The 16663-nt window shown below is 73.3% G+C and carries 15 protein-coding genes and 1 pseudogene; 7 read left to right on the top strand and 9 right to left on the bottom strand.

The genetic code is table 11. The features are described from left to right. The first annotated feature begins 7 nt into the window (after positions 1-7). On the top strand, positions 8-358 hold the full coding sequence (gene hypA, locus QOL88_RS02870) for a hydrogenase maturation nickel metallochaperone HypA (RefSeq protein WP_031111009.1): 351 nt from the start codon (positions 8-10) through the stop codon (positions 356-358). Positions 359-411: 53 nt separating this feature from the next. On the opposite strand, the gene hypE is transcribed toward hypA, so the two are convergent. Genes hypE through QOL88_RS02835 form a run of 7 tightly spaced genes read right to left on the bottom strand, consistent with a single transcriptional unit; the run spans position 412 to position 8365 of the window. Next, positions 412-1482, bottom strand: a complete 1071-nt coding sequence (gene hypE / locus QOL88_RS02865; protein ID WP_097214930.1) for a hydrogenase expression/formation protein HypE — start codon at positions 1480-1482, stop codon at positions 412-414. Continuing rightward, complete coding sequence (hypD, locus tag QOL88_RS02860) at positions 1475-2617, bottom strand: hydrogenase formation protein HypD (RefSeq protein ID WP_097214929.1); 1143 nt, start codon at positions 2615-2617, stop codon at positions 1475-1477. The genes hypE and hypD overlap by 8 nt, the downstream gene beginning before the upstream one ends. Beyond that, positions 2614-2934 (bottom strand): HypC/HybG/HupF family hydrogenase formation chaperone, encoded by a 321-nt coding sequence (locus QOL88_RS02855; RefSeq protein ID WP_097214928.1) that lies wholly within the window; start codon positions 2932-2934, stop codon positions 2614-2616. Before QOL88_RS02855 ends, hypD begins: the two co-directional genes overlap by 4 nt. A 3-nt stretch (positions 2935-2937) precedes the next feature. Then, positions 2938-5250, bottom strand: coding sequence for a carbamoyltransferase HypF (gene hypF, locus QOL88_RS02850; RefSeq protein WP_097214927.1), 2313 nt, complete (start codon positions 5248-5250; stop codon positions 2938-2940). Beyond that, positions 5247-5996: a hydrogenase nickel incorporation protein HypB gene (gene hypB / locus QOL88_RS02845; protein ID WP_097214926.1), complete on the bottom strand. Its 750-nt coding sequence runs from the start codon at positions 5994-5996 to the stop codon at positions 5247-5249. The genes hypF and hypB overlap by 4 nt, the downstream gene beginning before the upstream one ends. A 39-nt stretch (positions 5997-6035) precedes the next feature. Next, a complete protein-coding gene (locus QOL88_RS02840; RefSeq protein WP_097214925.1) occupies positions 6036-6623 on the bottom strand; it encodes a hydrogenase maturation protease in 588 nt (195 codons plus the stop codon). Beyond that, positions 6620-8365: an enoyl-CoA hydratase-related protein gene (locus QOL88_RS02835; RefSeq protein WP_097214924.1), complete on the bottom strand. Its 1746-nt coding sequence runs from the start codon at positions 8363-8365 to the stop codon at positions 6620-6622. The genes QOL88_RS02840 and QOL88_RS02835 overlap by 4 nt, the downstream gene beginning before the upstream one ends. A gap of 200 nt (positions 8366-8565) precedes the next feature. Between QOL88_RS02835 and QOL88_RS02830 the strand changes: the two genes are divergently transcribed. The 4 genes and pseudogenes from QOL88_RS02830 (at position 8566) to QOL88_RS02815 (ending at position 13401) form a co-directional block, all read left to right on the top strand. Next, positions 8566-10179: a glycoside hydrolase family 43 protein gene (locus QOL88_RS02830; RefSeq protein WP_097214923.1), complete on the top strand. Its 1614-nt coding sequence runs from the start codon at positions 8566-8568 to the stop codon at positions 10177-10179. Positions 10180-10259: 80 nt separating this feature from the next. After that, positions 10260-10707, top strand: a pseudogene (locus QOL88_RS02825) (LacI family DNA-binding transcriptional regulator); the annotation flags it as partial. A gap of 611 nt (positions 10708-11318) precedes the next feature. Continuing rightward, positions 11319-12077 (top strand): IclR family transcriptional regulator, encoded by a 759-nt coding sequence (locus tag QOL88_RS02820; protein WP_097214922.1) that lies wholly within the window; start codon positions 11319-11321, stop codon positions 12075-12077. 100 nt (positions 12078-12177) lie between these two features. Then, positions 12178-13401 carry a PP2C family protein-serine/threonine phosphatase gene (locus tag QOL88_RS02815; protein WP_097214921.1) on the top strand — a complete coding sequence of 408 codons (1224 nt, stop codon included), beginning with the start codon at positions 12178-12180 and terminating at the stop codon, positions 13399-13401. A 22-nt stretch (positions 13402-13423) separates the two neighbouring features. Here QOL88_RS02815 and paaK read toward each other — a convergent pair whose 3' ends face one another. Continuing rightward, positions 13424-14779 carry a phenylacetate--CoA ligase PaaK gene (gene paaK, locus QOL88_RS02810; protein WP_097214920.1) on the bottom strand — a complete coding sequence of 452 codons (1356 nt, stop codon included), beginning with the start codon at positions 14777-14779 and terminating at the stop codon, positions 13424-13426. Next, the gene (gene paaI, locus QOL88_RS02805) at positions 14780-15166 is read right to left on the bottom strand and encodes a hydroxyphenylacetyl-CoA thioesterase PaaI (protein ID WP_097214919.1); all 387 of its coding nucleotides are present in this window, start codon (positions 15164-15166) and stop codon (positions 14780-14782) included. It lies immediately after the preceding gene. Positions 15167-15379: 213 nt separating this feature from the next. Here paaI and paaA point away from each other — a divergent pair, with 213 nt between their 5' ends. Both paaA and paaB read left to right on the top strand, forming a co-directional pair. Further along, positions 15380-16366, top strand: a complete 987-nt coding sequence (paaA, locus tag QOL88_RS02800) for a 1,2-phenylacetyl-CoA epoxidase subunit PaaA (protein ID WP_097214918.1) — start codon at positions 15380-15382, stop codon at positions 16364-16366. Continuing rightward, the gene (gene paaB / locus QOL88_RS02795) at positions 16363-16656 is read left to right on the top strand and encodes a 1,2-phenylacetyl-CoA epoxidase subunit PaaB (RefSeq protein WP_031142175.1); all 294 of its coding nucleotides are present in this window, start codon (positions 16363-16365) and stop codon (positions 16654-16656) included. Before paaA ends, paaB begins: the two co-directional genes overlap by 4 nt. Positions 16657-16663: the final 7 nt, after the last annotated feature.

Raw genomic sequence — 16663 nt, 5'->3', positions numbered from 1 at the left:
GCCGACCGTGCACGAACTGTCGATCGCGACCGCGATCATCGAGCGGGCCGACGAGCTGGCCCGGGCGGACGGGACGGACGCCGTCTCGAAGGTGACCGTCCGGGTCGGCGAGCTGGCGGGCGTCGTCCCCGACGCCCTCGGTTTCGCCTTCGAGGTGGCCCGCGACGGCACCGCCCTCGCGGGGGCGCACCTCGTCGTCGAGCAGATTCCCGCGCAGGCCTGGTGCGGCCCGTGCGCCGAGGAGTTCCCGGTGGGCATGCCCCCGTTCTTCTGGTGCCCGCGCTGCGACCAGCCCTCCAGCGACCTGCGCAGCGGCCGTGAACTGGAGATCGCCGGGATCGAGCCGGTACCGGCATAGACAGGAGAAGGGCCCCGCCGATCCGTCGGCGGGGCCCTTCTCCTGTCCGGCGGTCAGCAGATGCGCGGCAGCTGCTCCCCGAGCGGCAGGTCCACCACCCGCGTGCCGCCGAGCCCGGTGGCGACCACCACCATCCCCGGATGCTCGGCGACGCACTCACCGATCCGTGTCGCCCCGGCACCCTGCGGATGGGCCCGCATCGCGGCCAGCACCTCCTCCGCCTCCGACGGCGGCACGAAGGCGACCAGCCGACCCTCGTTGGCGACGTACAGGGGATCGAGCCCGAGGAACCCGCAGGCGTTCGCCACCGCGTCCGGCACCGGAATCGCCCGCTCCTGAAGCCGGACACCGGTCCCGGAGGCACGGGCGATCTCGTTCAGCGACGCGCCCAGGCCGCCCCGGGTGGGGTCGCGCAGCACATGCACGTCCGAAGTGACGGCCAGCATCGCCGCCACCAGGTCCGCCAGCGGGGCGGTGTCACTGGCGACCTCCACCCCGAACTCCAGCCCTTCCCGCACGCTCATGATGGCCACGCCGTGCAGTCCGATCGGGCCGCTGACGATGACCGCGTCCCCGGGCCGGGCGCGCTGGGGCCGGATGTCCACCCCGTCGGGCACGAGCCCCACCCCGGCGGTGGTGACGTACACCCCGTCGCCGTGCCCGGACTCCACCACCTTGGTGTCACCCGTGGCGATCGTGACGCCGGCGGCCTCGGCGGCCGCCCCCATCGAGCGGGCGATCCGTTCGACGACGGTGAGCTCCACCCCCTCCTCCAGGACGAAGGCGGCCGAGAGGTAGGCGGGTCGCGCGCCGCTCATCGCGAGGTCGTTGACCGTGCCGTTGACCGCGAGGTCGCCGAGGCAGCCGCCGGGGAAGAACAGCGGCCGGACCACGTAGGAGTCGGTGGAGAAGGCCAGCCGCGCGCCGCCCAGTTCGAGGACGGCGGAGTCGGCGAGCCCGGCCAGGGTGGCGTTGCCGTAGGCCGGGGTGAAGATCTGCTCCATCAGCTCCGCGGACAGCGCACCCCCGCCGCCGTGCCCCATGACCACCACCCCCTGGTCGCGCAGCGGGGCGGGGCAGGTCCAGTTGGCCGGGTCGACCACATCGGCGAGTCGCTCAGGCAACGGGGGTCACCTCCTGCTGCGCGGTGCCGCCGGCCTGCGGCGCCGGGGCGTTCATCCGGCGGTAGAGGTAGTAGGCGGCACAGGCGCCCTCGCTGGAGACCATGGTGGCGCCGAGCGGGGTGCGCGGCGTGCAGGTGGTGCCGAACGCGGCGCACTCGGTCGGCTTGATCAGGCCCTGGAGCACCTCACCGGCCCGGCACTCCGCGGGTTCCTCGGTTCGGATACCGCTCACGTCGAAGCGGTGCTCCGCGTCGTACGCGCGGAAGGCGTCGGTCAGCCGCCAGCCGCTGGCCGGGATCGGCCCGATGCCCCGCCAGGACCGGTCGGTGACCTCGAAGACCTCCTCGATCATGCGCACCGCGGCCGGGTTGCCCTCCTCGCGCACGGCACGCGGGTAGGCGTTCTCCACCCGGTGCTCACCGCGCTCCAGCTGGCGGACCGCCCGGCGGATGCCCTCCAGGATGTCCAGCGGCTCGAAGCCCGTCACCACCATCGGCACGCGGAACCGCTCGGCCAGCTCCGGGTACTCGGCCATCCCCATCACGCTGCACACGTGCCCGGCGGCCAGGAAGCCCTGCACCCGGCACTCGGGCGCCGTCATGATCGCCTCGACGGCCGGGGGTACCCGCACATGCGACACCAGCAGGCTGAAGTTGGTCAGGCCCAGCCTGCGCGCCTGGTGCACGGCCATCGCGTTGGCCGGGGCGGTGGTCTCGAAGCCGATCGCGAAGAACACCACCTCCCGGTCCGGGTTGCGGCGGGCCAGCTCCAGGGCGTCGAGCGGCGAGTACACCACCCGTACGTCGCCGCCCTCGCCCTTGACCCGGAACAGGTCGCGGTCGGTGCCCGGCACCCGCAGCATGTCGCCGAAGGAGCAGAAGATCACCCCGGGCCGCGCGGCGATCTCCAGCGCCTTGTCGATGACCTCCAGCGGCGTGACACAGACCGGGCAACCGGGCCCGTGGATCAACTCGACCTGTTCGGGCAGCAGTTGGTCGATGCCGTGCCGGATGATCGAGTGGGTCTGTCCGCCGCACACCTCCATCAGGGCCCAGGGCCGGGTGGCGGTGGCACGGATCTCGTCCAGCAGCCGCCGTGCCAGCTGGGGGTCGTTGAACTCGTCGATGTACTTCACCGGCCCTCACTCCCGCCGTCCTGGGGCGCCACCGCCGCGGTACCGCCCGCCTCCTTGGCCGCCTGCTCCCAGGCGTCCCCGAACTCCTCCTCCAGGAGCCCCAGTTCCTCGAAGAGCTTCAGGGAGGCCAGGGCCGACTCCTCGTCCAGGCGCTGGAGCGCGAAACCGACGTGCACGATGACGTACTCACCCACCTTCACGTCGGACACGTACTCCAGGCACGCCTTCTTCTGTACGCCGCCGAAGTCGATCAGCCCGGTGAGCGGTTCGGCGCTGTCGTCGATGGCGACGACCTTGCCGGGCACTGCCAAACACATGGGTCACTCCTCCTGTCGTAGGTGCGCCGCGACCATGAGCTGGCCGAGTGCCAGCCCGCCGTCGTTCGGCGGGACTTCGCCGTGCCGGAGCACCGCGAAGCCGTCCTCTGTCAGCAGCCGCGCGCACTCCTCCTCCAGCAGCGCGTTGGCGAACACCCCGCCGCTGAGCGCGACGGTGGCGAGTCCGGTGTCCTGACGCGCGCGCCGGCAGATCTCCGCCACCGCCCGCGCCACGGCACGGTGGAAACGGGCCGCGAGCACGGCGGCGGGGGTGCCGCGCCGCTGATCGGCGATCAGCGCACTCAGCACGGGCGCCGGGTCGAACCCGTCGGCGAAGGTGTACGTGGCCCTGTCGGCGCCCCACGCCGACGCGGCCGCCGCCTCCAGCTCCAGCGCGGCCTGCGCTTCGTACCCCGCGCGATGGCACACGCCCACGAGCGACGACACGGCGTCGAAGAGCCGGCCCATGCTGGAGGTCGGCACACAGGCGAGTCCGCCGGACAACTGCCGCTGGAGCACCGCGAGTTCCTGGGGCGCGCAGGCGCTCACGCACGGCAGGTCCGCGTCCCACGGCAGTCCCGCCGCCCACAGCCGGGCCAGCGCCAGACGGCACGGGTTGGCGACGCCCGCGTCGCCGCCGGGCAGCGGGGCGGGGGAGAGGTGGGCGTAGCGCCGGAAGCCGGTGTAGTCGGCGAGGAGGATCTCGCCGCCCCAGACGGTGCCGTCGTCGCCGTAGCCCGTGCCGTCGAAGGCGACACCGATCACGGGCGTGGTGCCGTCCAGGCCGTGCTCGGCCATCGCGGAGACGATGTGCGCATGGTGGTGCTGGACCGGCACCAGGGCGTGCCCGGCCAGTCGGGCGGCCCACCGCGTCGAGTGGTACCCGGGGTGCCGGTCGGCGGCGACCACTTCGGGACGCACGCCGGTCAGAGCCCGCAGGTGCGCGTCCGCCCGCCGGGCCGCCTCCAGGGTCGTCAGATCGCCCATGTCGCCGATGTGCGGGCCGAACCAGGCCTGGTCGCCCGCGCCGAGGCACAGGGCGTTCTTCAGGTCGCCGCCCACGGCGAGCGCGGGCCGCACCGGGACCGGCAGCCGCAGCGGCCGGGGCACATACCCCCGGGACCGGCGCAGCACCTGCGCGGTGCCGTCGGGTCGCACCCGCAGCAGGGAGTCGTCGCAGGGCGAGGCGATGGGCCGGTCGTGGGCGAGCCAGGCGTCGGCCAGCCCGGCGAGCCGGGTCAGCGCCTCGTCGTCGTCCGTGACGATCGGTTCCCCGGAGCGGTTGCCGCTCGTCATGACCAGGACGCGCGGGCCGGGCGGGTCACCGGGCAGGCCGAACAGCAGGGTGTGCACGGGCGTGTAGGGCAGCATCACGCCCAGGTGCGGGCTGCCGGGGCAGACACCGGGTGCGATCCCGCTCGCCTCCCCGCGCCGGCGCAGCAGGACGATGGGGCGCCGGGAGCCGGTGAGGGCGGCCCGTGCGGACGAGGGGAGCTCGGCGATCCGCCGTACGTCGTCGAGGTCCGCGCACATCACCGCGAACGGCTTGCCGCCGCGTGACTTGCGGGTGCGCAGGGCGTCGACGGCCCGGGCGTCGGCGGCGTCACAGGCCAGGTGATAGCCCCCGAGGCCCTTGACGGCGACGATCCGGCCGGCGGCCAGCAACGCCCGTGCCGACGCCAGGGCTTCGGCGTCCCGGGCCGGGCGGACCCCGCTCCCGGCCGCCGGCACCAGGCGCAGCCGGGGACCGCAGTCGGGGCAGGCCACGGGCTGGGCGTGGAAGCGGCGGTCGAGGGGATCGCCGTACTCCCGGGCGCACGCGGCGCACATCGGGAAACCGGCCATGGTCGTGACCGCCCGGTCGTACGGCATGCCCGTGGCGATGGTGAAGCGGGGGCCGCAGTGGGTGCAGGTGACGAAGGGGTGCCGGTGCCGTCGGTCGGCCGGATCGCGCAGCTCCCGCAGGCAGTCCGGGCAGGTCGCCGTGTCGGGCGGGAGGAGGGTGCTGCCGGGGGAGCGGTCGGTGGAGCGGATACCGAAGGTGCTGTCGGCGCCGGTGGCGGGCAGGTCCTCGAAGCCGACGCCGGTGACGGTGGCCAGCGGCGGAGGCTCCGCGGCGAGTCGGTCGCAGAAGTCGGCGACGCCGTCCGGCGGGCCCTCCACCTCGATGAGCACACCGTTCGCCGTGTTGCTCACGAAACCCGCGAGCGCCAGGTCGGTGGCGAGGCGGTGCACGAACGGGCGGAAGCCCACGCCCTGCACGGTGCCGCGCACGGTGACGCGCCGGCGCACCGCCCGGGTGGCGGGCGCCGTCACGGGACGAGGCCGGCTTCGGCGCCCTCGTCCGTGTGGCTGTGGCTGTGGGTGTGCGGGCGGGGCGCCAGGGGCGGCCGGTGGACGGGGGCCCCGTCCCGGACGGCCAGCACGCGCTCCAGAAGAACGTCGACCCCGGCGCCGGTGCGGGCACAGGACCGCACCACCTCCACCCCGGGGTTGACCCGCTGGACGTTCGTCTCGAAGGCCGTCTCGTCGAACCCCGCCGGCCCGGCCAGATCGGTCTTCGTCAGCACCACCAGATGGGCGGAGCCGAAGGCCGTGGGGTACTTCAGTGGCTTGTCCTCGCCCTCCGTGACCGCCATGAGCACGATCCGCAGGCTCTCGCCGAGGTCGTACGAGGCGGGGCAGACGAGATTGCCCACGTTCTCCACGAAGAGCAGCGACGTGCCCGCGGGCAGCCAGTTCTCCACGTGCCCGCGCAGCTGCCTCGCCTCCAGATGGCACAGGCCGTCCGTCAGCAGCTGCTTCACCGGAGCTCCCGACCGGGCTAGCCGGTCGGCGTCGTTCTCGGTCGCCAGGTCGGCGGTGAGCGCGGCCACCGGAAGGCTCCGCTCCACCGCTCTGGCCAGCACCCGCCCGAGCAGTTCCGTCTTGCCGCTGCCCGGGCTGGACAGCAGGTTGACCACGCTCACCCCGCGCCGGGCCAGCTCCTGACGCAGGTCCGCGGCCAGACCGTCGTTCTTCGCCAGGACGGCCTGGGTGATCTCGTCCACGGAATCGCACATGGGCGCCGCTCCTCGCGGGTCGGTAGGGAAATCGTTCCGCTACCGATCCTCCGCGCCGCCGCTCACCGTGCCCGGCAGCCCGGCCGGGGACAGGGCTGCGGATTCGTCCGGGCGGCTCAACGGGGGCGTGGCCGCCGGGTCGGCGAGCAGCACCGGCACCAGAATGTGCAGCGCCGCGACGGCCCGCCCGACCGCCTCGCGCACCGTGGGGCTGATGCCGGGGGCGATGTCCTCGTCGGCCGGTGCCCGCAGCTCGGGCTCGCAGGCCAGCACCAGGACGCGGGGGAGCGGCTCGTCGCCCAGGTGGGCGGCCAGGGCGAGGACCTTCGCCGGGTCCATGCCGTGCGCCTCGGGAGGGGCGCCCGCCGTGGCGCCGTCGGGCAGCTCCGGCTCGATCAGGGACAGCGTGCCCGGCTCGTGCCCCCGCACGGCGGCGTCGACCAGGACGGCCGTGTCGTAGCCGTCGAGCAGCTCGTACGCGAGGTCCATGCCGCGGATGCCGAAGTCCCGCACCCGCACCTGCGGCGGCAGCGGGTCCTGGTCCAGGGCGCGGATCACCTCGGGGCCGAAGGCGTCGTCGGCGAGGAAGATGTTGCCGACCCCCGCCACGAGGAGCCGCGCGCTCATCGCGCCTCCCCGGTGACCAGCGGCCGGGCGGAGCCGTTCGGGAGCTTGCGGACGAAGGCGGACCGCAGCGCGTGGTACGGAGCCTCCGGGTCGAAGAAGACGGCGCGCATACGGGCGAGTTCGGCCCGCCGGTACTCGGCGAGGGGCCGCGCGAGCTCGTCCGCGTGACGGGACGTGGCCTTGGCGGTGATCCGGCGCGGAACGTCCGGGTCGGCGGCCAGCTCGGCGGCCAGGCGCTCGACCTCGGGGGCGAACTCCTGCGCCGCGACCGGCACCAGACGGTCCACCAGCCCGATGCGCTCGGCCGTCGCGGAGCTCACCGGCAACGCCTCGGTCGTCAGCCGTTCGGCCGTCTCGGCGCCCACCCGGCGGGGCAGCGAGTACGTCCAGTACTCCGACCCGTACAGGCCCATGTTCCGGTAGTGCGGGTTGAGGACGCTGCCCGTGCGGCACCAGACCTCGTCGGCGGCCAGGGCGAGCATGACGCCGCCGGCCGCCGCGTTGCCGCCGAGGGCCGACACCACCAGCCGGTCGGTGGTACGCAGCACCGCCTCGACCAGGTCGTCCATGGCGTTCAGGTTGGACCAGGACTCGCCCGCCGGGTCGCCCGCCGCCTCGATGACGTTGAGGTGGATGCCGTTGGAGAAGAAGTCGCGTGCGCCGCCGAGCACCAGCACCGAGGTGGGGCGGGTGAGGGCGTACCGCCAGGCGGCGAGCAGCCGGCGGCAGTGGGTGGTGCTCATGGCCCCGCCCGGGAACGAGAAGCTCAGGAACCCGATGGAACCGCTCTGCCGGTAGCGGATGTCGGTCCAGGTGGTGCGGTCCGGGGGCAGTTCGAGCGGAACGGCGATCTCGGGCAGCCAGTACGGGCGGTCGTACGCACCCGGCATGCCCGGGCTGCTGCCGGGCGGGGCCGGGAAGTCCGCGAGCACGGAGGCCGCCGGGCGACGGAACGGCGCGGGGTCACCGGAGCTCTTGCGGGGGCGCAGCTCCGGAATCCACACCGCGCCGTCCCGAGTGGCCCGGCAGACCGCGCCGGCCCGGGTGGCGAGCAACTCCCCGGGCTCCCCGCGCAGCCGGTCCTCGGGGTACCCGCCGTGCAGGAACACCTCCTGGCCGCAGATCTCGTCCCGGACGCCGGGCTGCGAGTCGGCTCCGCGCAGCTTGCGCACCACTGTCGCCGTGCTGTCGTTCTCCCAGTCGATCCGCCGCTGTTCCTGGCGGAAGTAGTCCCGCCACAGAACGTGGGCCCCGGGTTCGCTCTGCGGGCGCGGCTTGTACGACCCCTCGGCGTAGCGCCGCACGGCCAGCAGCACGGCGGCCGTGGCGGCGTCGGCCACCTCGTTGCGGTACATGTCGCTCTTGCCCGCCGGAGGCACCGTGAAGGTGCCGTCGGCCCACACGTCCCCCGCGTCCATGGCCGCCTCGGCCTGAAGCACCGTCACGCCCCACTCGGAGGCCTCCTCGGCGATCGCCCAGTCCAGCGACGACGGGCCCCGGTCCCCGGGTGGCCCCGGATGCACGATCAGGCAGGTGTGCTCGCGCCACACGTCTTCCGGCAGGGCCGACTTGAGCATCGGGGCGACGATCAGCTCCGGGCCCACCTCGCGTACGGCGGCCCGGACGGCGTCGGGGCCGTGCGAGGCGAGCACGACCTCCACGTGGTGCCCCTCGTCCGACAGTTCGGCGAACACACGCTGGGACAGGCTGTTGAACGCGCTGGCGACGAGCAAGATGTCCATGACATCGCATGGTCGCCGGTCGGGGGAGGGCGGTGAAGGACCACGGCGGCGTTTCGCGGTCCTGGACTGCTTCCGGCCGAACGGGTACGCGGACCTTGCGCGCATTACCGATCGGCCGTTGCTCGCGAACGTATTCGACATTACGGTCCTGCGGTGATCACCCGGCGCGCGCCGGGGCGGGCGTCACGAGGGGACCTTCCATGCACAACCGGCCCGCGGGCCTCATCCGCAACCCGGTCCTGCCCGGCTCGCACCCGGACCCGTCGATCCTGCGGGTGGGGCCTGACTTCTACCTCGCGACGTCGACGTTCGAGTGGTACCCGGGCGTACGCCTGCACCACTCCACGGACCTGGTGCACTGGCGCCCCCTCGGCGGCGCCCTGACCGGCACCCGGCTGCTCGACCTGACCGGATGCCCGGATTCCGGCGGCGTCTGGGCGCCCAGCCTCAGCCACGCGGACGGCCTGTTCCACCTGGTCTACAGCAACGTCTCCACGTACACCGGCGGCTTCACCGACTGTCCCAACTACGTGATCACCGCCCCTTCGATCGAGGGCCCCTGGTCGGAACCGGTCCTGCTGCACGCCCGCGGCTTCGACACCTCGCTGTTCCACGACGGGGCGGACAGCTGGCTGCTCAACCTGGTGCACGACTGGCGCCCGGGCCACGGCGGTTCGGCCGGTCTCGAGGCGCGGCGCTACGACCGTGCCGAGCGCCGCCTGACCGGTGACCCGGTCCCCGTCGCGCTGCCGCCGCGGGCCGGCTGGATCGAGGGCCCGAACCTCTACCGCCGCGGCCCCTGGTACTACCTGCTCACCGCGGACGGCGGCACCGGCTACGACCACCAGGTCACCGTCTCCCGCTCCCGCACCCTCACGGGCCCCTACGAACGCGACCCGAACGGCCCGCTCCTCACCGCCCGGGACCACCCCGACCTGCCGCTGCAGAAGGCCGGGCACGGCAGCCTGGTGGAGACCGGGGACGGGCACTGGTACCTGGCCTACCTCGTGGCCCGGCCCCACGGGCGGCGTGGGCCGTGCGTCCTGGGCCGGGAGACCGCCCTGGCGCCCGTCACCTGGACCGCCGACGGCTGGCCGCGCACCGAGACCGGGCTGCCCGCCCCGGAGGTGCCGGCGCCCGACCTGCCCCCGGGGCCCGGTACCGCGCACCACGTGGACGGCACCGACGGATTCGACGGTGCCGTCCTCGGCCCCCAGTGGTCGACCCTGCGCCGTCCCGCCGGCCCCGACTGGCTCTCCCTCACCGAACGCCCCTCCCACCTGAGGCTGCACGGCGGCCGGTCGCCCCAGAGCCTGATCGGACCCAGCATGGTGGCCCGCCGGCTGACGGCGGCGCGCTGCTCGTTCGAGGCGACGATGGAGTACCGGCCCGGGACGTTCCAGCACCTGGCCGGGATCACCGCGTACTACAACACCGGCAACTGGTACTACCTGTACGTCACCGCGGACGACGCGGGGGAACCCGTGCTGCGCGTCGCGGGCTGCGACCGCGGCCGGCTCAGCGTCGACGAGGCCGGCCAGGCGCGGCTCGGCCGCACGACGCGGCTGCGCCTGGGCCTGGACGTCGACGGCGCCGAGCTGCGCTTCCGCCACGACAGCGGCAGCGGCTGGGAGCCCTTCGGGCCCGTCCTGGACGCCACGGTCCTGTCCGACGAGCACGCCGAGCACATCGAGGACGGCCTGATCCGCTCCCTCGGCTTCACGGGTGCGTTCGCCGGCCTGTGGGCCTGGGACCTCACCGGGGGCGGGCACCACGCGGACTTCGACGAGGTGACGTACCGGCGCGGACGCTGAGCGTGTGCTCGGTGCGTGGGGGGTGCGGAACGCTGGGCGTGAGCGGCCACGACAGGCCGCCAAACACGGGGGAGCAGGCGATGACGCGAACCGGAGGGCGGGCCGGCAGCGCGCCGCGCAGTGTGGACGTGGCCCGGCTGGCCAGCGTCTCGCAGAATACGGTCTCACGGGTCCTCAACGGGGAGCGGTACGTCTCCGACGACGTACGCCGCAGGGTGCTCGCGGCGGCGGGGGAACTCGGCTACCGGCTGAACGGCGCGGCCCGCGCCCTGGCCTCCGGGCGGACCCGCTCCATCGGCGTCGTCACCATGGGAACCGCCCTCTACGGCCCCGCGTCGCTGCTGATCGGCGTCGAGCGGGCCGCGCGAGACGCCGGCTACGCACTCCGCTTCGTCAACACCCTGGAAGGCGACCCGGGAGGCATGGCCGGTGCCGTGGAGTCGCTGCTGGAGCAGGGCGTGGACGGCATTCGTCGTCTCCGAGCCGATCGACGAGGGGCCGGTCTCCCTCGCCGTCGACGTGCCGGTGGCATCAGAGCGCAGGGGCGCTCCCAAGGGCCTGTCGCCCACGTCCCCGGATGCGCCGGGGCAACCGCCGCGGGCTCGTTGCCTACGGCGGTTGACCCACCGCCTTGGGGAGTCGGAGATGGGCTGGTCGTACGCGTGGTTCTACTGGCACCGGGGTGCCCGTCGCGGGACGTTCGCCCATGGCGCGGAACCGTCTTGGGGAGTCGGCCGAGGGCTCGATGTGCGCGTGGCTCCACCGGCACCGGGGTGCCCGCCGCGGGATCGTCGCCCACCGGCGCCCCCACCGCGCCTGGGAGCTCGCCAAGGCCCTGTCGCCCATGCCGCTGCACCGTACCGGGGTGCCCGCCAAGGGCTCATCGCCCAGGTCGGGCCACCGTCCCGGGGCGCTAGCCAAGGGCATGTCGTGCGCGTCGCTCCTCCGCCTCGGGTGCTCGCCACGGCCCCACCGCGCGCGGCGCGCCAACGCCTCGGGAGACCCGCCAACGGCCCGCCGGGCCCGTGGCGCCCCGGGCCCGTGGCGCCTGCCGGGCCGCACCCGGTACGGCGCGCTGTCGCACTGCCCGCGCGCAGTCTCCCCTTGCCCGGGCCGGGCGCCTGACGCACGCTGTTCGTATGGGTGCGCAGGACGGCCCTACGCTCATCAACTCCGTGCAGCGGGCCATGCGGCTGCTGGAGGCGGTGAGCGCGCACGAGAACGGTGCGCCGGCCAAGCAGCTGGCGCGCGAGACCGGGCTGCCCCTGGCCACCGCCTACCACCTGCTGCGCACGCTCGTGCACGACGGGTACGTGCGGAAGCTGGACGACGGTGGTTTCGTCCTCGGCGACAAACTCCAGACCCTGCAGTCCACGGGGCGTGCGCAGGCACTGCTCAGCCGCGTCCGGCCCACCCTCGCCGCGCTGCGCGACGAGCTCGCGACGGCCGCCTACCTCACCTTCTACGAGGACGGAGAGATCCGGGTAGCCGAGATCGTCGACGGCCCCGGCATCCCCCGCGTCGATCTCTGGGTGGGCTTCGAGGACGCGGGGCACGCCACCGCACTGGGCAAGTCCGTCCTGCGGGAGCTGGACGAAGAGGCCCGCCAGGAGTACCTCTCCCGCCACCACCTCGCCGACCTCACCCCGCGGACGATCACCAGCCTCCCGGTCCTCCTCCAGCGACTGGAGACCTCACCCCTGGCCCCGGCCATCACGGACCTCGAGGAGTACGCCCTCGGCACGGTCTGCGTCGCCGTGCCGGTCTACAGCGGGGACACCCTCGGCTCCCTCGGTGTCTCGCTCCCGTCGAACCGGCTCGCCCGGCTCCCGGAGATCCGCGAGCGGCTGCTCCCGACCGCGAGCCGCGTGACCCGGAGCCTCTCGCTCACTATCTGAAAATCCGCTTCTTGCCGGGAACTGCCCTCACCCCTTTTTCTGGATAAGTCAGACATTTCCGGGATGTGCCCCGGCACAGGTGAGGACTGCGGACCCAGACATGAGCCAAGCCCGAAACCATGGCGTCGACCACCGGCCGGTACGGCCGTTCAGTAACCGAGTGGCCGGTGCCGGGGCTTCGGCCCGCAGACGCGCCGTCGCACACCTGGCCGTCGGAACACCCGCCCTGCCCGCCCTGGTCGTCGCCCTCGTCGTGTGTGCCGACCTCGCCGGCGGAGCCGGGATGATCTGGCTGCCCCTGCTGGTGGCCGGCCCCGCCCTGGCCGCCACGACCAACGGGCCGCGCGGGGTCCTCTGCGTCGGGTTCCTCGCCGCGGTGCTCGGAGTGACCCTCGGGATCCGGGACGGCGTACCGGGCCGGGAACTGATCGCCGTGCTGTCGGCCCTGGTCGCCGTCACCCTCGCGAGCGGCCTGGCCAGCGCCCTGCGCGGGCGCCGGGAACGGGTGCTCGCCGCCGTCCGCTCGGTCGCGGAGACCGCCCAGCACGCGCTGCTCAGGCCGGTGCCGTCGACCGTCGGGCCGTTCCAGGTGGCCGTGCGCTACAGCGCCGCGGCGGCGGAGGCCCGCATCGGCGGTGACCTGTACGCGCTGATACCCACCCCGCACGGGGTGCGGCTGATCGTCGGCGACGTGCGGGGCAAGGGGCTGCCCGCCGTCGGGACCGCGGCCCTCGTGCTCGGTGTCTTCCGCGAGGCCGCCCACGACGAGGCCGACCTGCTCGCCGTCGTCGACAGGATCGAGCGGAGCCTCGCCCGCAACCTCGGTCACGACGACTTCGTCACCGCCGTCGTCGCCGGATACCCGCGCGCCGGTCACCTGGAGGTCGTGAACTGCGGGCACAACCCCCCGCTGCTGGTGAGCGCCTCCGGGAGCATCAGCGCGGTGGAGCCCGCGCACCCGGCCCCGCCCCTCGGGCTGCGGGCCCTCACGGGCCACCCCCCGGCGCTCCAGGTGCTCCCCTTCGCCGACGGCGACCAGCTGCTGCTCTACACCGACGGCGTCACCGAGGCCCGCGACGGCGGCCGCGCCTTCTACCCCCTGGCCGAGGGCCTGGAACGGCACGTCTCCCACGAGCCGTCCGACACCCTGGGCGCGCTCCACGAGGAACTGCTGGCCCATGTGGGCGGCCGGCTGCACGACGACGCGGCGCTGCTCCTCATCCGCAAGCCGGCCGCGCGGCTCGCGGAAGCGGAGAAGGCCGGGGCGCTCGGCCCCGGCCCGGCCGCTCCCGCCCCGGTGCCCGAGGCGAAGTGCTGCCCGTGAGAGCAGCCGCGGCCGGTCCGGGTCACGCCTCGCGCAGGTCCTTGACCCGGCGGAGCTTGCCGAGGGAGCGCTCCAGGGTCTCCGGTTCGACGATCGTCACCTCGGCGGTGATGCCGATGCCGTCCTTGACGGCCTTCGCGATCGTCCCGGCCGCGGCTTCGCGCTGCTCGGGGCCGGTGCCGGGACGGGTCTCCACACGGACGGTCATGTGGTCCATGCGGCCGCGCCGGGTCAGCCGGATCTGGAAGTGCGGGGCGACGCCGGGCGTGCGCAGCACGATCTCCTCGATCTGGCTGGGGAAGACGTTCACCCCGCGCAGGATGATCATGTCGTCGCAGCGGCCGGTGATCTTCTCGATACGGCGGAACGCGGGCCGGGCCGTGCCGGGCAGCAGCCGGGTCAGATCGCGGGTCCGGTAGCGGACGACCGGCAGGGCCTCCTTGGTCAGGGACGTGAAGACCAGCTCGCCCTCCTCGCCCTCGGGCAGCACCTCACCCGTGATCGGATCGACCACCTCGGGGTAGAAGTGGTCCTCCCAGACGTGCAGCCCGTCCTTGGTCTCCACGCACTCCTGGGCGACACCCGGCCCGATCACCTCGGACAGGCCGTATATGTCGACGGCGTGGATGTCCATCCGCTCCTCGATCTCGCGGCGCATCTCCTCCGTCCACGGCTCGGCACCGAAGATGCCCACGCGCAGACTGCTCGCGCGCGGGTCGAGGCCCTGGCGCTCGAACTCGTCGAGCAGGGTGAGCATGTAGGACGGGGTGACCATGATGATCTCGGGCCGGAAGTCCTGGATGATCTGCACCTGGCGCGCGGTCATGCCCCCGGAGGCCGGGATCACCAGACAGCCGGCGCGCTCGGCGCCGTAGTGGGCGCCGAGACCGCCGGTGAACAGCCCGTACCCGTAGGAGATGTGCACCTTGTGGCCCGGGCGCCCGCCGGCGGCGCGGATCGAGCGGGCGACGAGGTCGGCCCACATCGACAGGTCGTGCTCCGTGTAGCCGACCACCGTGGGGCGGCCGGTGGTGCCGCTGGAGGCGTGCACGCGCCGCACCCGGTCCATGGGGACGGCGAACATGCCGAAGGGGTAGGTGTCCCGGAGGTCGGCCTTCGTGGTGAAGGGGAACCGGGCGAGGTCCTCCAGCGAGCGGCAGTCGTCGGGACAGACCCCGGCCGCGTCGAACTTCTTCCGGTACGTCTCCACGTTGTCGTAGGCGTGCCGCAGACTCCGGCGCAGGCGGTCGAGCTGGAGCTCCCGCAGCTGCTCGCGCGTCAGGCGCTCCGTGTCGTCGAGCAGGTCGTGGGGGAGGGGTTCGCCGCGCCGCTGTCCCCCGGGCGCCGTGGCTCCGGAGGCCGTCGTCTCGCTGGTCATCTAGGACTCCTCCGGCCTCGTGCTCCTGATGCTCCGGCTGCGGCCCCGGAACTCCGCGATCACCTCGTCGCCCCGCCGGACCGTCACGTCGTAGAGGCCGCTGCGCCCGTAACGGGTGCGCTCCTCGGCCCGGGCGACGAGTTCGTCGCCCTCGTACGCGGGGGCCACGAAGGTGATGTCCGCGCCCGCCGCGACGGTCACCGGGCCGTGGCTGTTGCAGGCGCAGGCGAAGGCGCTGTCGGCGAGCAGGAAGACGTAGCCGCCGTGGACGATCCCATGGCCGTTCACCATCGCCGGGGTCACGGTCATCCGCAGCACGGCGGTCCCGTCGCCCTGCTCCCGCAGCTCGATCCCGAGCCCGCGGGAGGCCTCGTCCGCGGCGAACATCGCCTCCGCGGGTGGCGTCGTCGCGTCAGCGGTATGGGTCACTTCTCGCACCACCTCATGGACCGACCGAACATTCGGTTAGCTGGCGTTGCCATGTAATCGAGCCGCTTCGACGCCTGTCAAGGGTCCAGGACTTCCCCGAGGGGTCTTACCAAGGCGCGCCGACGTGTCCTACGATGGACCGAACGAATGGTCGGTTGGGAAGTGGGACGGATGGATACGACACGCTCCAGCCCCGCGGGGACGGACGCCGCCGAGCCGGATCTCCAGCAGCACTTCGACGGGACGATCGCGCGGGACCAGCGGATCGAGCCGCGCGACTGGATGCCGGAGGGCTACCGGAAGACACTGATCCGGCAGATCGCGCAGCACGCGCACTCGGAGATCATCGGCATGCAGCCGGAGGGTGAGTGGATCACCCGCGCGCCGTCGCTGCGCCGCAAGGCCATTCTGTTCGCCAAGGTCCAGGACGAGGCCGGGCACGGGCTGTACCTGTACTCGGCGGCGGAGACGCTGGGCGCCGACCGCGCGGACCTGACCGAGCGCCTCATCGAGGGCCGCCAGAAGTACTCGTCGATCTTCAACTACCCGACGCTGAGCTTCGCGGACGTCGGCGTGATCGGCTGGTTCGTGGACGGCGCCGCGATCTGCAACCAGGTGCCGCTGTGCCGCTCCTCCTACGGGCCGTACGCACGCGCCATGGTGCGGATCTGCAAGGAGGAGTCGTTCCACCAGCGGCAGGGCTACGAGCTGCTGATGACGATGATGCGCGGCACCCCGGAGCAGCGCGAGATGGTGCAGGACGCCGTGAACCGCTGGTGGTGGCCGTCGCTGATGATGTTCGGCCCGCCCGACGACGCCTCGCCCAACTCCGCGCAGTCCATGGCCTGGAAGATCAAGCGGCACAGCAACGACGAACTGCGTCAGCGCTTCGTCGACATGACCGTGCCCCAGGCCGGGAAGCTCGGCGTGACGCTCCCCGACCCCGAGCTGCGCTGGAACGAGGAGCGGGGCCACCACGACTTCGGCACGCCCGACTGGGACGAGTTGATGCGAGTCATCAAGGGCGACGGCCCGTGCAACGACCAGCGGGTGGAACGGCGCCGCACGGCCCACGAGGAGGGCGCCTGGGTGCGCGAGGCAGCCACCGCCCACGCCGCCAAGCAGGCGTCCCGGACGCGGAAGGGAGCGGTGGCATGACCGCCGACAAGCAGGACTGGCCGCTGTACGAGGTGTTCGTACGCGGCAAGCGCGGCCTGAACCACGTCCACGTGGGATCGCTGCACGCCGCCGACGACCGCATGGCACTCACCCACGCCCGTGACCTGTACACCCGGCGCAACGAGGGCGTCTCGATCTGGGTCGTGCGCTCGGAGCACATCGCCGCCTCCACCCGCGACGAGAAGGACCCGTTCTTCGAGCCCAGCGCCGACAAGGTCTACCGGCACCCGACCTTCTACGACATCCCCGACGACGTCCCGCACATCTGAAGGAGAG

The organism is Streptomyces sp. Ag82_O1-12 (genome assembly GCF_900182715.1).
Taxonomy (GTDB): Bacteria; Actinomycetota; Actinomycetes; order Streptomycetales; family Streptomycetaceae; genus Streptomyces; species Streptomyces massasporeus.
Note: the sequence above shows the minus strand (reverse complement) of the source record. Positions and strands in the feature narration are given on the sequence as shown.